Origin of the sequence: Streptomyces sp. CBMA123, assembly GCF_014596465.1 — a bacterium.
Lineage (GTDB): Bacteria > Actinomycetota > Actinomycetes > Streptomycetales > Streptomycetaceae > Kitasatospora.
Genome location: NZ_MECK01000445.1, coordinates 38,846 through 58,961, shown reverse-complemented (window position 1 = coordinate 58,961; position 20,116 = coordinate 38,846). Strand labels below are relative to the sequence as shown.

The 20,116-nt window shown below is 71.1% G+C and carries 16 protein-coding genes and 3 pseudogenes; 9 read left to right on the top strand and 10 right to left on the bottom strand.

Annotated features, from left to right (window positions below; genetic code table 11):
* Positions 1-23: 23 nt before the first annotated feature.
* Positions 24-179 (bottom strand): annotated as a pseudogene (locus BG452_RS46270) (replicative DNA helicase); the annotation flags it as partial.
* Between the two features lie 484 nt (positions 180-663).
* On the opposite strand from BG452_RS46270, the gene BG452_RS33265 reads away from it, so the two are divergent.
* The 4 genes from BG452_RS33265 to BG452_RS33250 all read left to right on the top strand — a co-directional run bounded on the left by BG452_RS33265 (position 664) and on the right by BG452_RS33250 (position 4,590).
* Positions 664-1,380 carry a hypothetical protein gene (locus BG452_RS33265; RefSeq protein WP_188308070.1) on the top strand — a complete coding sequence of 239 codons (717 nt, stop codon included), beginning with the start codon at positions 664-666 and terminating at the stop codon, positions 1,378-1,380.
* 342 nt (positions 1,381-1,722) lie between these two features.
* Positions 1,723-2,808 (top strand): PIG-L deacetylase family protein, encoded by a 1,086-nt coding sequence (locus BG452_RS33260; RefSeq protein WP_188308069.1) that lies wholly within the window; start codon positions 1,723-1,725, stop codon positions 2,806-2,808.
* 74 nt (positions 2,809-2,882) lie between these two features.
* Entirely contained in the window at positions 2,883-3,095 is a 213-nt protein-coding gene (locus BG452_RS33255; RefSeq protein ID WP_188308068.1) for a hypothetical protein, read from the top strand.
* A gap of 502 nt (positions 3,096-3,597) precedes the next feature.
* Positions 3,598-4,590: a methyltransferase domain-containing protein gene (locus BG452_RS33250; protein ID WP_317621345.1), complete on the top strand. Its 993-nt coding sequence runs from the start codon at positions 3,598-3,600 to the stop codon at positions 4,588-4,590.
* Positions 4,591-4,886: 296 nt separating this feature from the next.
* Here BG452_RS33250 and BG452_RS33245 read toward each other — a convergent pair whose 3' ends face one another.
* Positions 4,887-5,888, bottom strand: coding sequence for a helix-turn-helix domain-containing protein (locus tag BG452_RS33245; protein WP_188308067.1), 1,002 nt, complete (start codon positions 5,886-5,888; stop codon positions 4,887-4,889).
* A gap of 162 nt (positions 5,889-6,050) precedes the next feature.
* Here BG452_RS33245 and BG452_RS33240 point away from each other — a divergent pair, with 162 nt between their 5' ends.
* On the top strand, positions 6,051-6,821 hold the full coding sequence (locus BG452_RS33240; RefSeq protein WP_188308066.1) for an SDR family NAD(P)-dependent oxidoreductase: 771 nt from the start codon (positions 6,051-6,053) through the stop codon (positions 6,819-6,821).
* Between the two features lie 203 nt (positions 6,822-7,024).
* Here BG452_RS33240 and BG452_RS33235 read toward each other — a convergent pair.
* Positions 7,025-8,005, bottom strand: a pseudogene (locus BG452_RS33235) (alpha/beta hydrolase).
* A 285-nt stretch (positions 8,006-8,290) separates the two neighbouring features.
* On the opposite strand from BG452_RS33235, the gene BG452_RS33230 reads away from it, so the two are divergent.
* A complete protein-coding gene (locus BG452_RS33230; protein ID WP_188308065.1) occupies positions 8,291-11,503 on the top strand; it encodes a GDSL-type esterase/lipase family protein in 3,213 nt (1,070 codons plus the stop codon).
* A 249-nt stretch (positions 11,504-11,752) separates the two neighbouring features.
* Here the strand turns inward: BG452_RS33230 and BG452_RS33225 are convergent, their stop codons facing one another.
* Positions 11,753-12,187 (bottom strand): DUF2690 domain-containing protein, encoded by a 435-nt coding sequence (locus tag BG452_RS33225; RefSeq protein WP_188308064.1) that lies wholly within the window; start codon positions 12,185-12,187, stop codon positions 11,753-11,755.
* 143 nt (positions 12,188-12,330) lie between these two features.
* On the opposite strand from BG452_RS33225, the pseudogene BG452_RS33220 reads away from it, so the two are divergent.
* A pseudogene (locus BG452_RS33220) lies at positions 12,331-12,497 on the top strand (IS5/IS1182 family transposase); the annotation flags it as partial.
* Positions 12,498-12,626: 129 nt separating this feature from the next.
* Here BG452_RS33220 and BG452_RS33215 read toward each other — a convergent pair.
* The 5 genes from BG452_RS33215 to BG452_RS33195 all read right to left on the bottom strand — a co-directional run bounded on the left by BG452_RS33215 (position 12,627) and on the right by BG452_RS33195 (position 16,544).
* Positions 12,627-12,863 carry a hypothetical protein gene (locus BG452_RS33215; RefSeq protein ID WP_188308130.1) on the bottom strand — a complete coding sequence of 79 codons (237 nt, stop codon included), beginning with the start codon at positions 12,861-12,863 and terminating at the stop codon, positions 12,627-12,629.
* Positions 12,864-13,033: 170 nt separating this feature from the next.
* Positions 13,034-13,780 carry an SDR family NAD(P)-dependent oxidoreductase gene (locus BG452_RS33210; RefSeq protein WP_188308063.1) on the bottom strand — a complete coding sequence of 249 codons (747 nt, stop codon included), beginning with the start codon at positions 13,778-13,780 and terminating at the stop codon, positions 13,034-13,036.
* 93 nt (positions 13,781-13,873) lie between these two features.
* Complete coding sequence (locus BG452_RS33205) at positions 13,874-14,305, bottom strand: Rrf2 family transcriptional regulator (RefSeq protein ID WP_188308062.1); 432 nt, start codon at positions 14,303-14,305, stop codon at positions 13,874-13,876.
* Between the two features lie 733 nt (positions 14,306-15,038).
* Positions 15,039-15,683: an NADPH-dependent F420 reductase gene (locus BG452_RS33200; protein WP_188308061.1), complete on the bottom strand. Its 645-nt coding sequence runs from the start codon at positions 15,681-15,683 to the stop codon at positions 15,039-15,041.
* Between the two features lie 48 nt (positions 15,684-15,731).
* Positions 15,732-16,544, bottom strand: a complete 813-nt coding sequence (locus BG452_RS33195) for an inositol monophosphatase family protein (protein ID WP_188308060.1) — start codon at positions 16,542-16,544, stop codon at positions 15,732-15,734.
* Between the two features lie 119 nt (positions 16,545-16,663).
* On the opposite strand from BG452_RS33195, the gene BG452_RS33190 reads away from it, so the two are divergent.
* Positions 16,664-17,608 (top strand): LysR substrate-binding domain-containing protein, encoded by a 945-nt coding sequence (locus tag BG452_RS33190; protein WP_188308059.1) that lies wholly within the window; start codon positions 16,664-16,666, stop codon positions 17,606-17,608.
* A 591-nt stretch (positions 17,609-18,199) separates the two neighbouring features.
* On the top strand, positions 18,200-19,105 hold the full coding sequence (locus BG452_RS33185; protein ID WP_188308058.1) for an alpha/beta fold hydrolase: 906 nt from the start codon (positions 18,200-18,202) through the stop codon (positions 19,103-19,105).
* Between the two features lie 118 nt (positions 19,106-19,223).
* Here the strand turns inward: BG452_RS33185 and BG452_RS33180 are convergent, their stop codons facing one another.
* Positions 19,224-19,934, bottom strand: a complete 711-nt coding sequence (locus BG452_RS33180; protein WP_188308057.1) for a hypothetical protein — start codon at positions 19,932-19,934, stop codon at positions 19,224-19,226.
* Positions 19,935-20,116: the final 182 nt, after the last annotated feature.

Here is a 20,116-nt window from a genome sequence, read left to right as displayed (position 1 = left end):
CTGCGGACCGCCCGGTCCACTTTCAGGCCGTTGGTCAGCGCGTCGAGGTCCTCAAAACCGGTGGGCACTCCGGTAAAGGCCTGGGACGTGCCGATGGCTTCGATCTCGTCGAGCGCGCCTTCCAGGACGTCGGCGAGGCTGTCCACGGTCGGCTGCCGGCCGGTGACGGCGAGGATCTCCATGCAGTCCGCGAGGCCGAGCGCCCCACCGTGTCCTCGCCGCACACCCGGCACCCGGACGGCTTGCGGTTCCATGGGGGTGCCATCGGGATGCAGCCCGACGGCGGCCGCAAGAACGGCGGGGAGATCGGCCTCGGGGACAGCGGCGCTCAGCTCCGCGAGGACGTCGGGAAAGTCGGCGTCATCGATGGCGCCCAGATGCTCCTGGCGCAGGCGGTGGATGACCTCCAGCAGCTCGGGCCTCATCAGCGCAGCGGAAGACGTCGGCCTGGAAAGTCCTCGGCGAAGCCCTGCTCGACTCCAGTGTTCCGGCAGCGCGTGCACCTCGGATCCTCGGTCACGGAGGGAGTGCAAGCCAGGACCGGGGCCGTCCGGCAGGAGGTCCGGGGCTGCTTGCGACAAGGCGCGGTCAACCTCCTCGGCCGCTCGCCAAATCAGGCCTGTTGGCCGATAGTTGGCTCCATCAGACGGCAGGGGGGCCGTGATGCAGTTCATTGAGGTGACCGCTCTGGCGGGGGTGCGCTCGGCGGTGACGGTGCTCCGCCGTCGCGGCGGCAGGCTGACCTTCGTGCTCTACCCGATGGTCCACATCGGGGAGCCCCAGTTCTACGCCGGGGTGCAGGAGCGGCTGCGCACGGCAGGCCTGGTCGTGGTCGAAGGGGTCGATGCTGCGCCCTCCGGCGCACGGGCGCTTTCCCTCAGCTACGAGCTGGCCGCCTCTCGCAGACTCGGCCTGGTCGAACAGCGGCTGGACTATCGCGCCCTCGGCGTTCCGGTCCTCCGCCCCGATCTGGACGCCGCCCGGGTCGCCAAGGGCTGGCGGCGGGTGCCTCGCGCGCTCCGGGTGTCCCTGATCGTCTTCAGTCCGCTCTACGGACTCTGGCTGCGCTTCCTCGGCAGCCGCCGCGCGCTGGCGCGCGGGCTTGCCGTTGACGACCTCTCGCTCGACGAGAAGCGCCTGCTCACTGCCGGAACCGGCGTTGAACGCCTCGAGGAACTGGTGCTGGACCAGCGGGACCAGCTGCTCCTCGAAGCTCTGTGGGAGCTTCACCGCCGCCCGCTCGACGGTCCGTTGGAGGTGGCAGTCGTCTACGGGGCGAGCCATATGCCCCCGGTCGTCCGCGGCCTGCTCCGCCTCGGCTACCGTCCGACCGACGGTGAGTGGCTGACCGTCTTCACCTTTCTCGACGAGCTCGACTGAGCGCTGTCCGCTGTCGCCGCCGGATCGCCGACCACGGCCACGACCGCCTACTTGTCCCGTCCGTGCGCCCGCGCCGCCGACGGACCGGGCTGCGCTGCGCTGCGAACGCTGCCCATGGACTCCTTCTCTGCCGCTGCCACCGCCGATGGGCGGGCCGGGACCCGGGAGCACGGTCCCGGGTCGGGGCGGGGGCGGGAGTGCGGTCCCCGTTCCGGTGGGTGACGCCCGGTGACGGGTGCGCTCCGTAGTGTCGTGGGTGTGACCTGGTGGTTCGTCCACCGTCACCGTCAACGCCCGTTTCCCGCGCCGCACCCGTGGCGCCGCTGTCCAAGGAGCCTGCCCATGGCCGATCGCCACTTCCGCCATCGTCTCGATCTCTCCGCTTCCACCGGCGACGGCGGGCCGGGGTTCGGGCCCGCCCGGTGGAGCGGGCCGGAGGCCGCGCTGGCGGACCTCGCACCCGCGGGCCTGTCCCGGCGGCGCTTGCTGACGGCGGGCGCGATGGCCGGGGCGACGCTTCTGGGCACCGGCCTGATGGGGGGCAAGGCCTCGGCCGCGTCCGCCCCGGCGATCTTCTACTCGCCGCACCAGGACGACGAGGCGCTGGGCCTGGCCGGATCGATCCTGGAGCACAAGGCGGCCGGACGGCCCGTGTACCTGGTGCTGGTGACACGGGGTGAGAACGACCAGCTGGCGGCCATCATGAACGAGTGGGCGTGGCAGAAGAACGATAAGACGGGGGAGATGGAGAAGGTGGACTGGCCGTGCAGGCTGCGCCCCTCGGGCCGGTGCGCGGCCCACGGCCTCCACGGGGTGGACTGGCCGACCGACGGTGCCAGCATGGTCGTGCCCGGCCGGACCACCGAGTTCATGGCCTCGGCGAAGGCCCTCGGCGTCGACAAGGTGATCAACTGGAAGATCCAGGACTCCGCGTACAACGGCGGCGACGCCTTCAAGAAGCTCACCAAGACGGTCAAGTCGAAGATCGCATCCCTCGCGGACCAGTACCCGGGCGCCTCGCACAAGTTCACCGCGGGCTGGCTGGAGGTCACCCGGACCCACAAGGCGATCACTGACGCGGCCGTGGAGCTGGCGTGGGACGGCGCGCTCACCGACGTGCGCTTCAACTTCGTCTACGCCTACGACTACCCGGAGAGCGACCGCCGCAGGGGCGCCGCCTACGTGCTGGACATCCCCGACGAGCACATGAAGAAGAAGCGCAACGCCATCTACTGCTACAACAAATGGAACCCGTCCGAGAACTTCTACGCGCTCGGCTACCACAGTGTCTCGGAGAAGATGGAGAGCGCGGCGGCCGACCGGCGCGAGTACGTCTTCGCCCTCCCCAAGAAGGACAAGTACAAGACCGGCAACATCGACAAGGAGAACAAGGACTTCACCGGCGAGCCGCAGTGGGACTGGTCCTGACGGACCGCCGGGCACGGACCGCCGGGCGGGACCGGCGCCCGGGCGGTTCGTTTCCTGACCACCGGGTCGGGGCGTTGAACGCTGCACCATGTTCTCGACGCAAAGCCCCCCGGCGCCCGTTCGCCCCCGGCACGCCGACCACCGCCGCCGGCGTGGCGCCGGCCGCGCTGCTGCCGGCCCCGGCCCGTGCCGTTCCGGTGGAGCCGGTGGCGTACGAGCTGCGCAACGCCCGTACCGGCACCTGCCTGCACCACACCCCCGGCACCGCCCAGGTGGTCGGGTTGTAGCCGGCGAGGTGCCAGTGGTCGGCGGCGTCGGGGCCGACGATCGTGGGCCAGCGCTCGCACAGGCCTCCGCCTGCGGTGCCGAGGGTCCAGCCGTGAGCGGCGGCAAGGCGAGGAAGTCGTCCGCGATCGGTTCGGGTCTACCGGCAGGCGGCGTGGTGGGCGAGGATGGACGGCTGACCGTGTCCCGTACGCGACCGAAAGGGCAGCATCATGGGTAAGCACGAAAAGGCACCGCCCGACCCCTCCAAGGGAACTCCACCCCCCGGAAACGGCGACGGGCAGGTCCCGCCACCTCCGCCGGGCACCGGCAAGCGGGGGCGGTAGCGCGGTGACGAGCGGCGAGGACCTGGCGGGGCGCCGGGCGCGCCTGGACGTGGCGATGGCGAACGAGCAGGCGTGGCCTGCCCGTTCGCCGTGGGTGCGGGAGGCCTGTGCGGCGGTGCCGCGCGACCGTTTCGCGCCGGACCGGTTGTGGCGGTGGGATGGTCGGGCGTACCGACCGGTGGACCGAGCGGTCGATCCCGGAGGCTGGGCCGACGAGCTGTTCACCACGATCCACGACGCGGCCATCACCCAGGTGCGCGGCAGCCTGCCGTCCTCGTCGCTCTCCGCGCCCGCGGTGGTGGCGGACATGCTGGACAGCCTGCGGCTGGAGCCCGGGCACCGGGTCTGGGACATCGGCACCGGGCAGGGGTGGACGGCGGCGCTGGCCGCGTGGCGGGCCGGTCCGGGCCGGGTGGTCTCCAGCGAGGTCGATGAGGGCCTGGCCGCGCTCGCCCGTCGGCGCCTGGCGGCCGCCGGCCTTGCGGTCGAGGTGGTGACCGGCAACGCGACCGGCGGCCCGGTGCCCGGGGGCGGGCAGGTCGACCGGATCCACGCCACCTGCGCGGTGCAAGCCGTTCCGTGGACATGGGTGGAGGCGGTGCGGCCGGGTGGCCGGATCGTCTACCCATGGGGCCTGCTGGGGCATGTGGCTCTGATCGTGGCCGACGACGGCAAGAGCGCGACCGGCTGGGTGCAGGGACTCGCGCAGTTCATGGCCGACCGCGCCGGCCCCACCCCGGTGCCCATCGGCCACGCCGCGTACACCGCGGTGCGCGGCGACGCCGAACCGGACTCGCAGCGGCTGCTGACGCGCGACCTGAGCCCGCTGGAGAGCGACTGGGACCTGCGGTTCGCACTGCGCGTGGCCGTGCCGGACGCGGTGCTGCTCACCGGCCGGGACGAGGACGGCGTCAACGCCTGGGTCCACGACGGCGCCCGGTCGTGGGCGGCGTTCACCGCCCGCGGTGACGGCACGGTGACGCTGTACCAGGGCGGGCCGCACCGTATCGGCGACGAGGTGACCACCGCCTGGTCCGAGTGGGAGGAGCTCGGCCGGCCGGACCGGTACGACTACGGGATCACCGTCACACCCGACTCCCAGTGGGCGTGGCAGGGCAGCCCGGACGGACCGCGCTGGCCGATCGCGCAGCCCGCACCGGCCAGGCACTGACCGACGGCGGCCCCCGCTCCACGGGCGGAGCCCGGCGCTGTCGGCCTGTCCACCAGGCCGAGACCAGGGCCGATGTCGAGCGCCACCGGCCCCGCGTCAGCTCCGACCAAGGCGTGGGTGGACGCCGGCTGCAGCGACATCCTCAGGTCAGAGCCCGGCAGCGGCGTTCGATGACGAGCGAAAGTCAGCCAGGAGCTGGTGCGCGTGCTGATCCGCTGGGCCGAAGTCGTGGACGTGACCCCACCCCTTCGGCTCACTGCGGGGTTGCACAGTGACGTCCCGATGCCCCCGCTCCGTCACGCGGGAGGCCGGTCCGGTACGGGGCGGCTCCCCGACGCGCGGGCGAACTCGGCCGGGCTCTGGCCGTAGTGGCGCTTGAACGCCCGGCTGAAATGGCTGCTGTCGGCGAACTGCCAGTACGCGGCGAGCTCGGAGATGCTCGGCCGACCGGTCGCCAACAGGAGCGCACTTCGGGCGTGTTCGAGCCTGCGGCGGCGGATGTATCCGGCGACGGTCTCCTCGGCACCGGCGAAGGCCCGGTGCAAGGTCCGGACCGAAACATTGAGTTCCCTGGCGAGCAGGGCGGGCGAGAGCTCCGGGTCGGCGAGCCGGGTGTCCGCGAGGTCCCTGGCGGCCTGCGCCAGGGCGGGAGCGTGGGCGGCCTCGGTGGCATCGGGTTGCTGTCGCAGCACGCCCCGGATCAGTTCGACCAGGGCCAGGTGGGCGGCCTGCGCGCCGTTCGGGGAGAGGTCGGGGGCGCTGCGCGCTACGAGCCGGACGTGGCCCAGGAGCAGCCGTGCCTCGGGCGCGGCCGAGGAGCCGGTGATCAGCCGGTCGCCGATCAGCGGACCGAGCGTGCGGGCGGGCAGGATGACCACCGTCGCCCTGGCGCGCCGGGCTGCTTCGAAGGTCGGTGGCCCGCTGCGCTGGAGTGCGAAGCCGCCTGCGGGGACGGTGAGTCGGCCGCTCTGCTGTCGGGTGAACTCCCAGGCGTTGCTCGTCACCGCGTGCAGCAGCAGCAGGTCGTCCCCCTGGTCGAGGGCACTGCCGTTGGTGCCGATCAGGGACTCGCTGCGGACGTCCGCGAGTACCGACTCGTGGGCCAGGACGGCGCGGGCGCTGATCCTGAAGTCCCCGGTGGCTCCGGGTGTGAAGGCGGGCGCGGGGTAGGGGCCGCCGATCTGGTCCTCCCAGCCGTGCCGGAACCGGTCGTAGCCTTGCCCGGGGGCGCTGGAGGCTCTGACGTCGACCGCGAAGGTCCTTCCGCCGGCCGAGCCGCTCGACCCCGACACCGCCATCTCGCCTCCCGTCTGGCGCTGAAGTCCCGTCGACGTGGCACTGGAGTTCAAGCGTACGGGGCCACGCCGTTCCTAGGGTGGGTGGTGCCGGACAGGACGGATTCCTGACGCGCGTCCCGCCGCGACGGCCGGATTCGCGAACGCTGCGCCGAGGAGGACGTGATGGGTTCAGAGGCCGGGCGGGTCGTGGTGGTGACCGGGGCCGGGTCGGGGATCGGCGCGGCGATCGCACACCGCTTCGCCGCCGAGGGCGCGAAGGTCGTCCTGGTCGGGCGCAGTCGGGACAAGCTCGACCGGACGGCGGCCGAGGCGCCCCCGGGCGCCGAGGTCCTGACGCGGACCGCCGACCTCACCGTGCCCGACCAGGTCGAGGCGCTGTTCGCCTCGGTCGCGGCGGAACTGGGACGGCTGGACGTCCTGGTCAACAACGCGGGTGCGCCCGCGTTCGGCGCCGTCGACACGGTGGCCCCCGAGGCTTGGCGGGCCGCGATGGCGCTCAACCTGGACGCGGTCTTCTACGCCAGCCGTGCCGCGCTCGGGCTGTTGCGGGCCGCGCGCGGCGCGATCGTCAACGTGGGCTCCACGGGCGGTCTGGGCGGCGACTACGGCATGGCCGCCTACAACGCGGCCAAGGGCGCGGTGGTCAACCTGACCCGCGCGATGGCGCTGGACCACGCCCCGGAGGTGCGCGTCAACGCGGTCCACCCGGGATTCACCCTGGGTACCGGCATCACGGGCGGCCTGAGCGCCCAGGCGCCGGTGGTCAAGGCCTTCGCGGAGCGCATCCCGCTGGGCCGGGTCGCTTCGCCCGCGGAGATCGCCTCGGTGGTCGCCTTCCTCGCCGGTCCGGACGCCCGCTACGTGACCGGCATTCAACTCCCGGTCGACGGCGGCCTCAGCGCCTCGAACGGACAGCCCCGCGTCGTCGTGTGAGCCGGCCGCACGGCTCGGACACCGGCCGCAGGCGCCGCGCGCGGTCGGGGCGGTGTCCGTTGCTCATGTGCCATGTGCTGATCGATCGGCCCCCCCCGACCGCGACAGGGTGGGGCCGACCACGAGTCCCGCCCGGTCGCACGGGCCTCGGCGGAGGAGCGTTCGAGCGGCCCAGCAGGCTCCCGGCGGTTGCGTGACGGGCCTCAGGCGGGCAGGTCGGCGAGCCAGTCGGTCAGGATCCGGTTGACCTCGGTGGGGCGTTCCTGCTGGATCCAGTGGCCGCAGCCGTCGAGCAGGTGACAGGAACGCAGGCCCGGCAGGGTGACCGGGAACGCCTCGATCGCGTCGGCCAGCCAGGTCGTGGAGGCGTCCAGGCTGCCACCGACGAACAGGGACGGCTGGGTGATGGGGGCGCCGGCGTGGGCGGCGAGGTCCGCCCAGTCGCGGTCCATGTTCCGGTAGCGGTTGAGCGCTCCGGTCAGGCCGGTGCGTTCGAACTCCCCGGCGTAGACGTCGAGGTCCCGCTGGTCGAGCCAGGCCGGTAGCGGGCCGGCGGGGAACCGGTCGCGCAGCGTTGCGCCGACGCCGACGAAGTGCGGATCGGGGGCTCCGGGTGCGGGCATGGTGTCGGCGGAGAAGGCGGCGTAGAAGCCTGCGAGCCAGCCGCGGACGTCGGGTTCGATGTCGTCCTCGGCGCGGCCCGGCTCCTGGAAGTAGGAGACCTAGAGCTCGTCGTCCCCGCCGAGACTGGCGAAGACGTCGCTGGGACGGGGGCCGCCGGGCGGGGTGTAGGGAACGCTCAGCAGGCCCACCGCGCGGAAGACCTCCGGGTGCAGCAGGGCCGAGTTGGCGGCGATGGCCGCGCCCCAGTCGTGGCCGATGATCACCGCCGACTCCTCGCCCAGCGCGTGCACCACCGCCACGTTGTCCGCGACCAGGTCGAGCATCCGGTAGGCGTCCGTGGCGGCCGGCCTGGATGAGCGGCCGTAGCCGCGGACGTCGACGGCGACCGCGCGGAATCCCGCGGCCGCGATCACCGGCAGCTGGTGGCGCCAGGAGTACCAGGATTCGGGGAACCCGTGGACCAGCAGCACCAGAGGCCCGGCGCCCTGCTCCGCGAGGTGGATCCGGCCGCCCGGCGACGCAACCACCCGGTGCGTGATCTCTACGGCCTGCTGCGACATGCGTCTCCTCCTGAACCATGGGACCGCTGTGCGATCAAGGTAGCGTCCACCGCATCGGGCGGCCGCTTGCCTCCGCCCATCCTGCAGAACCGGCGACGAAGCCACCAGACTTGTTGCCAGGTCAGCAAAAATCAGGCTCAGCCGATCCCGCCGCCTGCCCACTGGAGCAGGCCGCCTGCGGCGGGGAATACGGACGGTAACCTTGCCGTGGTGAACTTATTAAAGGAACACCTCACCGGTGCACTGGCCCGGCTGCGTCTGGTGACCAGACCCAGGGTGGCACTGGTGACACTGTCGATTCTGGGTACGGCACTCGTCGTGGTACCAGGAGCTTCCCCCGCCGCCGCGGCGCCGTTACGGCAGACGTCGATCATCACCAACAACATCCAGGGCGAGGGCGACGCGACGGCCAGCAAGTGGTCCTCGCAGGTCCAGGGCTACGCCAGGTCCGCCGAGATCGTCCTGATCCAGGAAGCCGGGCCCCAGGGCCCGAGCCACGCCACCCAACAGCCGGACGTCACCACCGCGGACGGTGACACCGTCCGGCACTCGGCCTGGCAACCGTTCAGCAGCCGGCTGCAGCCCAGCCCGTACCACGTCTTCTTCATCCAGACCGACGACAACGGCGGCCGGGGCCAAGGCGGCCGGGTGAACCTGGCGACCATCACCCATGACCAGCCCGACGAGGTACGCGTCGTCACCAACCCGATCGAGCGGGGCCGGGCCGCGCTGGGCGTCCGGTTCGGAGACGACTGGTACTTCAACGTGCACGGCCTGTCGGGCGGCGGCGGTGACTCCAACACCCTGCTGACGGCGATCCGCGACTCCGTCCGCTCCTGGGGCGCGCAGTACCGCTGGACGGCCGGCGGCGATTTCAACATCGACCCGCGGACGCTGCAACGCCGCGGCACCTTCCCGATCGGCGCCCGCGTCTACAACTCCAGACTTCCCACCCACCAGAGCGGAAACGAACTGGACTACTTCGTCAGTTCCGACGGGAACCCCGGCGACGCCACCGCGAGCCGTATGAACGGCGGCAGCAGCGACCACTACCCCGTGTGGTGGAACGGCATGCGCGCGGCGGCGGAACCGCCGGAGCTGAAGGTGATGCCGCTGGGCGACTCGACCTTCGGCACCACCGCGAAGATCGGCTACGGCGCCACCCTGGCCGGCTCGCTCTATGCCCTGATCTCGCTCGTCTCCAAGAAGCGGGACGTTCCGGTGGACTTCGTCGGCTCCGGCTCCACGGGGCAGAAGGGGGACCCGGCCTACGAGGGCGCTCCCGGCGAGCAGATCAGCGACATCGCCAAGCGGTCCACGACCGCCCTGCCGAAGTACCGGCCCAACATCGTGACGCTGCAGGCCGGCACGTACGACATGCGGGACGGCAAGCAGGACGGCGCCGCGCAGCGGCTGAAGGACCTGGTCGACCAGATCGAGAAGGACAACCCGGGCACGGTCGTGGCACTCGCCACCCTGGGTCCCGCGACCGACCCCGCCGTCCAGGCCCGGATCACCGCCTACAACGCCGAGATCCGCGAGATGGTCGGCGCCTGGCAGAGCGCGGGACGGCACGTCGTCCTGGCCGACACCGGCGCCCTGACCACCGAGGACCTGTCCGGTGACGGCCTGACGCCGAACGACTCCGGCAACAAGAAGATCGCCGAGGCGTTCCAGGACGCCATCCGCTGGGCCCTCGTCATGGACTGGGTCGCGGAACCACGAGCCGGCGACGGCGGCACCGACGAGTCCAGGGTGCCACTGAAGGTGATGGTGGTGGGCGATTCGATGAGCCAGGGCTACGAAGGCGACTGGACCTGGCGCTACCGCCTGTGGGAATGGTTCAAGAAGGAGCACATCGACGTCGACTTCGTCGGTCCGTACCAGGGAACCCGTCCTCAGGAATCCCCCAAGCCCCCGCCCGTGCCGCCGTTGCAGGGGGAAGCCCCGCCACCGGCTCAGAGCGCTCCCGTCACCTCGGGCGCGTATGCCCCCGGGGTCGCGAAGGACTTCGACTCCCACCACTTCTCGGTCTGGGGCCGGCAGGCGGCGCAGGACAAGACGCTGATCGCCGAGCAGGTGGCGAAGTACCAGCCCGACCTGCTCCTGGTCGGGCTCGGCTTCAACGACATGGGCTGGTTCGTCAGCGGCCCGGAAGGCACGCTGGACAGTATGCGGACGCTGGTCGACCAGGCCCGCGCCGCCAAACCGGACCTCAACTTCGCCCTGGCCAACGTTCCCCAGCGCACGTCCATCGGCGGCCGGGACGACCTGCCCGTCAACACCACCACGTACAACAGCATGCTCGCGGCCGCGATCCCGTCGTGGAGCAACGACAAGTCCCGCGTGGCCCTGGTCGACTGGGCCGGCAACTACAGCTGCGACACGCATGACTGCCCTGCCGGCTACGACGGGCTGCACCCCAACGCCCTGGGCGAGTACCAGATCGCCCAGGCCTTCGTGCGCACCTTGCACACCAGCTACGGTCTCGGCAGCCAGCTGATCGACATCCCCACCCACATCCCGGACCGGCCGACGCTCGCGCCGGACACGATCTGGATCGACTCCGGCCCGAGCGGCATCACCCTGGACTGGGAGCCGGTCTTCGGCGCCCACGGATACACCGTCCGGCACCGGATCAAGGGCTCCGGCACCTGGAACGAGACACCGGTCAAAGCGGCCCGCTTCGACACCACCTGGACCCTCGACGGCTGGGAGTGGGAATACCAGGTCCGTACCGACAACGGTGAGGACGGGAAGTCCGAGTGGTCCCACACGGTCGGTGGTGTCGCGAACCCGAAAACCGCCGCGGCCCCCAAGGGAATCGTCACCCGGGCCACTGCCACCGGCGTCGACGTGTCCTGGGACGCGGCGACCGGCCCGTACACCGACACGATCGACCGGTACGAGATCACCACCTGGGACAGGGACACCCCCGGAGCGTTCACCAACAGCACCGCGGTCAGGGGACATTCGGCGCACATCGACGGGTTGAAACCGGGCCACCACTACCTCGTCGCGGTGGCCACGTGGAATGCCGCCGGTGGCGGAATGCCGGGCGTCGCCCGGTCCGTCACCGTCGGTGCCGGGACACCACCAGCCCCCAGCGGTTTGGAGGTCACCTCCACCGACGCCACTACCGTCCAACTGTCATGGAACGGGTCCGTGTGGGCCGCCGGTTACCGCGTCTGGATCCGTAACGTCGACGACAGCAGCGGGTCCAAGCACGACGGCAGCGGGTTCAAGGCCGACGAGTACATCACCAACGAGACCAGCCGGGGCATCGCCTACCTCGTCCCCGGCGTCTGGAACTACGAATTCTGCGTCACCGCCATCAACGGCGAAGCGGAATCCGGCAAGTCCAACTGCGTGATCGCACCGAAGCCGTCGGCCACAGCCCGGACGCCGGCCCCGCTGGACGCGAAGAAGGACGCACCGCTCTCCGCCCTGCTCCGGGCACCGCGCGCACCGGCCGGGTTGGCCGGGCTGGCCGGGTAACAGGGGCCGCACTCCAGTGAGGAGGCGGTGGGTGAACGCCTCACCGCCTCCTCACTCAGGGTGGCACCCGTCCGAGACACCCTGGGACTTCGCGTCAGTACGGGCTGATCCGCTCTCCGTCCGCGTAGCGGTCGTAGCCGATCATGGAGCCGGTGTACTTGTTCTGCGAACCGAGAACCAACCACGTGTCGCAGTACCCCCTGGAAGCCGCCGCCGGTCTCCCGGGGCGTCGGCGCGGGCGGGTCGGGGTCAGAACCAGTCCGTGCAGGAGACGCCGCCGTAGCTGTCCACGACGTCGCAGGCCCGGGACTTGATGTCGGCGTCGTTCACCATGAGCGTGTAGTACGACCCGGAGGCGTCGGCCGGAACGTGCAGGGCATTGAAGTCGGAGGAGGAGTTCCAGATCGAGATGGTGTCGCCCACCCCGTTCATGCCGGACGTACGGCGGGCCCAGGTGGCCCGGCAGGAGGGGCTGTAGCGCAGCTCGACGCCGAACGACGAGGTCTGGATCGTCCGGGCGTCGTTGGCGCAGGTCGTGGTGGCGGGGTTGAGTCCGCTGCAGCTGTTGGCGTAGCAGCTCGTCGCGGCGAACGCGGGCGAGGCGCCGGCGCCCAGCAGCAGGCCGGTCACGGCTATGGCCATGGCGGCACCAGTGCTCGCGATACGGCGGGTCGTCAGGCGCATGGAGGGGCTCCTTCGGGGAAACGTCGTGCGGGATCCGCGACGCAGAGTGTCGCGCCCGGGGCCCGCCCGTGTCACCAGCCGGTGCGTCCCCGCCCGTCCCGGGACGCCCGCCTGCATCCCGGGGACGCCGCCGGGACGTGGGGGGCCGTCCCCGCACCAGGCCGGACGCCGTCCTGGCCGACAAGGCCTGCTCGTCCCGCGCCGTCCGCGACCACCTGCGCAGGCGCGGCATCCGCACGGTGATTCCCGTCCGTGCAGACCACGAGCCCACCGGTTACGCCGAGGGAGCCACGGAGGCAGACCGCCGGCCAGGAGGCCCTTCATCGGGCAGGTCCTGAACTTCGGTCGCTCCGGTCGCTCCGGTCGCTGTCCCGACCCGGAGACACGAGTGCGGCCCGTCGACGCACCGCCGGGCACGTGCGCGGCTCACGTCCTTGGCCTACGCCAGGGCTGGTCGCGTGGGCAGCGCGAGTACGGCGTGCCGGGTGCCCGGCTCGGTCAGGTAGACGGTCCACGAGGGTGTCGCCTCGGCGTGGGCCGGCGCGCCGGGGTGTTCGAAGACGAGGACGGTGAACAGCCCTGACGGCGTGTCGAGAACGCCTCCGTGGGACAGCCGCTTCCCGGGCTCGTCGAGAAGGGTCTCGGGAGGACGGATGACGGTGGGCTGCTCGCTCATCCTGCGACCGTAGGGGACGGGCCGGTGCGGCGGCCCGGGATTGTGGGGTGACACTGCGGGCCCGGCGGTGGTGACGGGCGACACGCCGGCTCATGACCCTCAGTGGGGCGCCGAGCAGGCATCAGCGAATCGCCCTCGGCGTGGAATTGCGCCGAGGGCGATCCGTGTGGCTAGAGCTGGGTGGCGCCGCCGTCGACGAACAGTTCCGCGCCGGTGGTGAAGGAGCTCTGGCCTCCGGCCAGGTAGAGGGCGGTGGCGGCGACTTCGTCGGGGTGGCCGGGGCGGCCGAGTGGGGTCGGTGCGGCGGGCTCGGCGGCCTGGCCGTCCTGCGGGAGGGCGGCCCGCAGTTCGTCGGCGCCGGGGGTTGTGACGGGGCCGGGGGCGAGGGCGTTGACCCGGATGCCGCGGCCGGCGAGTTCGGCGGCCCAGGTGCGGGCGAGGCTGCGGATCGCGGCCTTGGTGGCGGCGTAGATGCCCAGGCCCGGGACACCGCGCAGGGCCGCGCTGGAGGAGAGCAGGATCACCGAGGCGCCGACCGACAGCAGCGGAAGCGCCTTCTGTACGGTGAAGACCGTGCCCTTGAAGTTGATGGAGGTGGTGCGCTCGTACTCCTCCTCGGTGATCGCCCCGAGCGGGCCGAAGGCGCCGACACCGGCGTTGGCCACGACGATGTCGAGACGCCCGCTGCGCTCGGTGATCTCGGCGAAGAGCCGGTCGAGGTCGTCGAGTTGCGATACGTCGCTGCGGATGCCGATGGCGCGGCCGCCGATCTGTCCGACGGCGTCGGCCAGTTCGGCCTCTCGGCGGCCGGTGAGGTAGACGGTGGCCCCCTCGGCGGCGAACCGGCGGGCGATGGCCAGGCCGATGCCGGTGGAGGCCCCGGTCACGAGGGCGGTCTTGTCGTCCAGCTGTCCCATGGCATTCTCCGATGCTTGATGTAACTGTTCTGGTTACATTCAGGGGCGCGAAAAGCGCCCTGCTGCCGCGGTCCGGCAGGGCCCGCGGCGCAACTAGGTGGCTTTCAGTACGTCGCGCAGTACGTCCTCCAGCGTGGTTCTCGCCAGCTCCGCGCGGAGAGCGGTCTCGACCCCGTCGTAGACGACGCCCAGCACTGGTGCGATGCCGTGGCCCACGACGCACCCGGGGTCGGGCGTGGCGGGATGCAGGGCGAAGATCGGACCCGGCTCCACCGCCTCGTAGACGTCGAGCAGGGTGATCGCCGACAGGTCCCGCGAGAGCGTCCAGCCGGCGCCGGCGCCTCTTCGCGAGTCGGCCAGGCCGGCCTTGCGCAGCTGGGCCAGCAGGCGCCGGATCACCACGGGGTTGGTGTTGACGCTCGTCGCGATCTGTTCGGAGGTCGCGACCTCGTGGCCGCGGCGCTGATACAGCCCGATCCAGGTCAGGGCGTGCGCGGCGACGGTCAGCCTGCTGTTGGCACCCATGCCGTCCACCACCTCCCATCGCGTTGTAACAATAACAGTTATGACTGCCGTCGGCGAGCGCCCTGGCCGTACGTCAGGCTCCGCTCGCGGCGGCACGGCCGTACGCCGAGCCCCGCTGCACTCTTCGTCCCGGGCCCGGCGTGGGGTGACACGGCGGGCCCGGCGATGGTGACAGGCGAGACGCCGACTCATGACCATGATCATGAGCCACAGGATCACTGCCTGGGAGCCGTCGGTGCGGATCTCGTGGTCGCGGGCGAGGCGGCGTGAGCGCATGAGCCGGCCGAACGTCCGCTCCGCCACCCAGCCGCGTGGGATGACGGGGAACCCGGGCAGGTCGTCGGTCCGCTTGACGATCTCCACGACCAGGGCGAGCCGGGTTTCCGCCCAGGTGACGAGGTCGCCGGTGCAGCCGGCCCAGGGCCAGGCCGGCCAGGCGGGTCGTCTCCGCCTCCGCGCGCCGGTCGCGGCCGGCCGCCTGCCGGTCAGACGCCGCAACGGTGGTGGCCGGTGCCGAGGCCGACAGATGCGGGGCGGCCTCGGGCACGATCATCGGCGGCTTGGCGCTGTACGCGGGAATGGGGGTCGTGTGTCGACGACCTCGGGAGTCGCCTCGCGTCCAGTGGGCGTGATCAATGTCGATGAGTTCGGGCGTCACCTGCACCTCGGCGGACGTTGTCCGTGCCAGCGCCCCGCTGCCTCGCAGGAACCCGCTGCTGGATTCGGTCTGGGGTCAGCGGGCGAGGGAGACGGCGAAGGGCTTGAAGCCGTGCCGGCGCAGGATGTGGGGAACCACGAGGATCATGGCCTCGGCGGAGCGGGCTGTGGTGATGCCGCCGAGGTCCTCGATCCATGCGGGCTGCCAGCCCAGGTCGCGGAGCAGGCCGGTGACGGTCTTCTTCGCGTTCCGGTCCTCACCCGAGAGATAGGCGGTCGGTGGGGTGGCCAGGGTTTCCGGAGCGGTCATGACCATGAACAGCATGGTGTTGAGGGTCTTGACCACGCGGGTGTCGGGGAGGGCGGCCTGGAGTTGCTCGGCGAGGCTGCTGCCGGGGTAGCACAGGTCGCCGGGCAGGCCGTCATCGGCGTCGCGGGTGGCGTTGGAGACGTCGACGAGGAGTTTTCCGGCGAGTTCGGTGCGCAGGCCGGTCAGTCGGCCCAGGGAGGTGTCGCCGGGCGTCGCGTTGATCACGATGTCCGCCGTGCGGGCGGTGGTGCGCTGGTCGGCGAAGGCGGTCTGCGGGGCGATGCCGGCGGCAAGGGCTGCGGTCTCCTCCGGGTTCCGGACACCGAGGGTGACACGGTGTCCGGCTGCGGAGAGCTTGGCGGCGAGGTTGGCGCCGACGCGGCCGGCGCCCAGGATGCCGATGCTGGTCATGAGGTGATGCTCCTTGCGGTGTGTGGTGGGTGGAGCGGGGGTGTCCGGTCAGGCGATCGGCGCCAGGACCTTGAGAGCGGCGGTGTGGATGCCGGGGGCGGCGGCCAGGAAGTCGCGGCTGCCCGTGTTCCAGGGCTCGCCCGCCAGGTCGGTGACGGTGCCTCCGGCCTCGGAGACCAGCAGCGCACCGGCGACCAGACCGGAGCGAACGTCGGAGAACTGCCAGAAGGCGTCCGTGCGTCCGGCCGCGACGTGGATGAGCTGCATCGTGGCGGGAACGGACACGCGCACGACCAGGCCGTTGATGAGCATGGCGGTGACCGAGTCACCGATCCGCCGGAAGGTACGCTCGTCCTCGCCGGGCCTGGCCTGGCCGGTGCCGACGAGCGCGGCGCGCAGGTCGGTCTTGGCGGACACCTTCAGGGGCCGGTCGTTGAGGCGGGCACCGCCGCCGGCCACAGCGGTGTAGGTGTCGCCGGTCAATGGCAGGTGGACGACGGTGAGCACCGGCCGGTTGTCGCGGACCAGGGTGGCGGTCACGGCCCAGTCGTCCAGGCCGTGAACGTGGTTGATGTTGCCCTCGGCGGGGTCGACGACCCACCACTCCCCCGGCGCAAGCGCACCGCCGGCCAGTTCGTCCTCGGCCCACTGCGATCCCCGCCGGGCCCGCAGCAGCGGCTCCCGCAGCACGTCCAGCACCGCGTCGTCGTTGGCGTGGATCTCGGCGACGACCTCGTCCAGACTCACGCCCCGGGCGTGCGGGGTGTGGCGGCCGAGCAGGGTGCGGCCCGCGGTCTTCACCGCGGCGGTCACCTCGGCCAGGAGCGGCGTGTCGGCGGCGAAAGGCATGGCTGTGCTCATGGCGGGCTCCCTCGATTCGATGGGTGCGGGCGGCTTGCTCGACGCCCGCCTGCACTTCGAAGGTATGTGCCCCGCTCATTAACAACAAGTGCATGCTATTCAGTTGTAGAGTTACCGCCGTGCAATTGGATCTGAACCTGCTCACGGCCCTGGACGCGCTGCTGGAAGAGGGCAGCGTCGCCGGCGCCGCAGCACGCCTCCACGTCACCGCGCCGGCGATGAGCCGCTCCCTGGGCCGTATCCGCAAGGCCACCGGTGACCAGATCCTGGTCCGCACCGGCCGCAGCATGGTTCCCACCACCCGCGCGCTGGCCATGCGCGGCCAGGTCCACGCCCTCGTACAGCAGGCCCACCACCTTCTGTCCTCGCAGCAAGAACTCGACCTGGCAGCTCTGGACCGGGTGTTCACCGTGCGCTGGCACGACGCCCTGACCGCCGCCTGCGGCACCGCCCTGATCACCGCCGTCCACCACCAGGCCCCCGCCGTCCGGCTGCGCCTGTGGGCCGAGCCCGGGACGGACGACGCCGAGCTGCGCCGAGGTGAGGTTGACCTCGAATCGAGCTCCAGCGCTCCGACGCTCCCGGACATCCGCCACCGCCTCGTCGGCAGCGATCGGCTGGTCGTCGCTGTCCGACCAGGCCACCCCCTCGCTCAAGGCCCACTGAGCATCGAGCGCTACGCGGCCGCCGAACACCTCACCGTCTCGCGACGCGGAAGCCTGCGCGACCCGATCGACGACGCCCTGACCACCCGCGGCCTGGAACGACGCGTCGTCGCCGCCGGGCCCACCGCCGCCTTCGCGCTGCAACTCGCCCGCGACACCGACCTGGTCGTCACCCTCCCCGACGCGGTCACCCGCGCAGCCCGGGACCAACTCGGCCTCGCCACACTGCCGCCGCCACTCCCGCTGCCCGAGGTCCCGCTGTACCTGCTGTGGCACCAGCGCTACGACGACGACCGCGCCCACACCTGGCTGCGAGATCTGGCCACCGAAACCGTCCAAGCACTCTTTGAACTGCCGACCGTCCCTCAACAGCCCGTCACCAACCGGACCGGGCAGTGACGGATACGCCGGGGGCAGGCCCGCGGCAGCCGACTCCCCCGCTCTCGTGAACATCACTGAGAGCGTCCGCCGGTAGGCGTGGTGGGCGGTAGCAGCGGAGGGGGAAACGGAAGCGCTCCGGCAAACTCACCAGAGCCATCAAGCCGCCGGTGGGTTTCCTTGATGGGCCATCAAGGAAACCCACCGGCGGCTTGATAGCCATTCCAGCAGGTCAGAGAGGTGCCGAGCGGGCCGACGAGGCCATGAACCATCCCCCATGCCAGCAGGACGTCCTCTCAAGGGGGATCACGTCGGCCCCTCACCCGTCGACCGCGCCCGCCCCGGCTCCAAAGGGACCGAGGTCGAGTACGCGTACTCATGCGGTACCGGGTGGTCGACCCGTTGCGCCTTGCGGTCTCTGCCATGTCCTCATCCTGCGGCACCAGCGACACGGCTTCGGAGAACAGGGCCGAGACGACAGCGAGCGGTAGAAGCCCGCGCGGTCCAGCCGACACCTCCGTGAACTATTCAGTATTTTACCAGAATGGTGATGGAAAGTCATATCGACGGAGACAATGGAGAATTGCCCACTTGTTCGCTACATTGGCAGCCATGACTGCGCGCGCTGAATTGATCGTCGATTCCGGTGAATTGCGGCTGTGGACCGAACGGTTCGGAGCCTCGGACGACCCAGCAGTCCTGATGGTGATGGGTACCGCCGCACCGGGCATCGGATGGCCGGACGAGCTGGTGGATGTGCTGGTCGCCGGTGGTCGACAGGTCATCCGCTACGACCACCGGGACACCGGGCGGTCCAGTTGCGTGGACTTCACCACCCACCCCTACGCCCTGGCGGACCTGGCGGCCGACGCGACGGCGGTGCTCGACGGCCACGGGGTAGCCGCCGCGCACATCGTGGGAGCGTCCCTGGGCGGCGCGATCGGCCAGTGGCTGGCCGTGCACCGTCCTGAACGCGTACTGACGCTGACCGCGGTGATGACCGGCCCGATGGGCCACAGTGCGGGCCCGGCTTGGGCGCGCGCCCTGGCCGGCCAGGCAGCCGACCCCAGCGACCTGCCGCCACCCACGGCACGCTTCCTGACTCACCTCGCACACCGCGCCGCCCTCCCGCAGGGGACTCGCGACGAGTACGTCACGGCGAACCTGGAGACGTGGCGTGTGCTCAACGGCGACGTCCTTCCGTTCGACGAGCCAGCCGCTCGCCACTTCGTGCACGCCTCCTTCGACCGGACCAGTGACCACACTGCGGCCCTCAACCATGACCTGGCCGGACGTCACATGACCGAGGACCGCCTGGCCCCGCTGTCCTCGATCAAGGCCCCGACACTGGTCATTCACGGAACCGAGGACCCCCTGCGCCCGCTCCCGCACGGCCGCGCCCTCGCCGAGGAAGTCCCTCACTCCCGATTCCAGCCGATTCCGGGAATGGGGCACTCATTGTTCTCGCCTGGACTTCCTCGGCAGATCGGAGAAATCATTCGCGAGCACATCGCATAGAGAATTGGAACGTCGAGCGGAACGTCCGTCGACAAAGCCATCGGGGTCCGCCGGCCACTGAGCCGCTGCTTCCCTGGGACCTCGCCCAGGATGTCGCCGGAGGGGGCGGTCGGAGGCGTCACCCTCTGGCTTCGGCCGCAACCCAGTTCTGCCAGACGTGGATGGTGTGAGGCACCTCGGGGCGATCGAGGAGCCAGAGAACATAGCCGGCATGCCGGCGCGCCCATGGGTTGTCAGACCGGGCGGCGGTTTCCAGCCTGCCGCGCAGATCCTCACTGTCGACGGCTCGGGCAACGCGCAGGTACTCGCGGTCCTTGCAGCGGTAGGCCCTCTGAACGACGATCTCGACGAGGTCGATGAGCTTCGTCCTGACCGTCTCGCCGTGGTCAGCGACCGCCACGTCCCGTAGGAGGCTCTGTTTCGTGCCCCACTTCTTGGCATGCCGGGTCCACTCCTGCGGATACCTCGCCTCCCACTCCAGGAAGAGGAGCGCGTAGGGCAGACCCTGCCATGTCCTGATGTCCCCGGACGGGCGGTTCCACAACGCGTCGGGCAGCGAATGCCTCCCGGCTTCGACGTACCTCTCATGTGCCTCGAGGAGGGCCGGATCCTGCCACTGCTCCTGTCCTCCGAGCGGCAGCGTCAAGCGCCACACCTCATTGAACCGACCGAGAGCATCCCGCACGTTCCCCTGGACCCCGGCAAGACGGACCAGCGCCGCAGCCCGTTCGGCGGGATCGTCGGCTATCAGCCCGAACGCCCAGCCCAGCCGGGCGTCCCACGTATGAGCTTCATCAACGACCGCACCCGCATCCGCTTCCTTCGTCACGCAGGAGATCATCCAGCAGCCACTGCACCGAGGTACATCGACTCTCGCCTTCATCCAGAGCACCGATCGCTCGGGCAGTGCGGGAGCAGTTCAGGGATCCCGAAGTTGCGTCAGTAGGCAGTCGATCCCCCTGCGGCCCGCCGCAGCGCTCGGGTTCGCACGCCCCGCCCAGGCCCGGACCG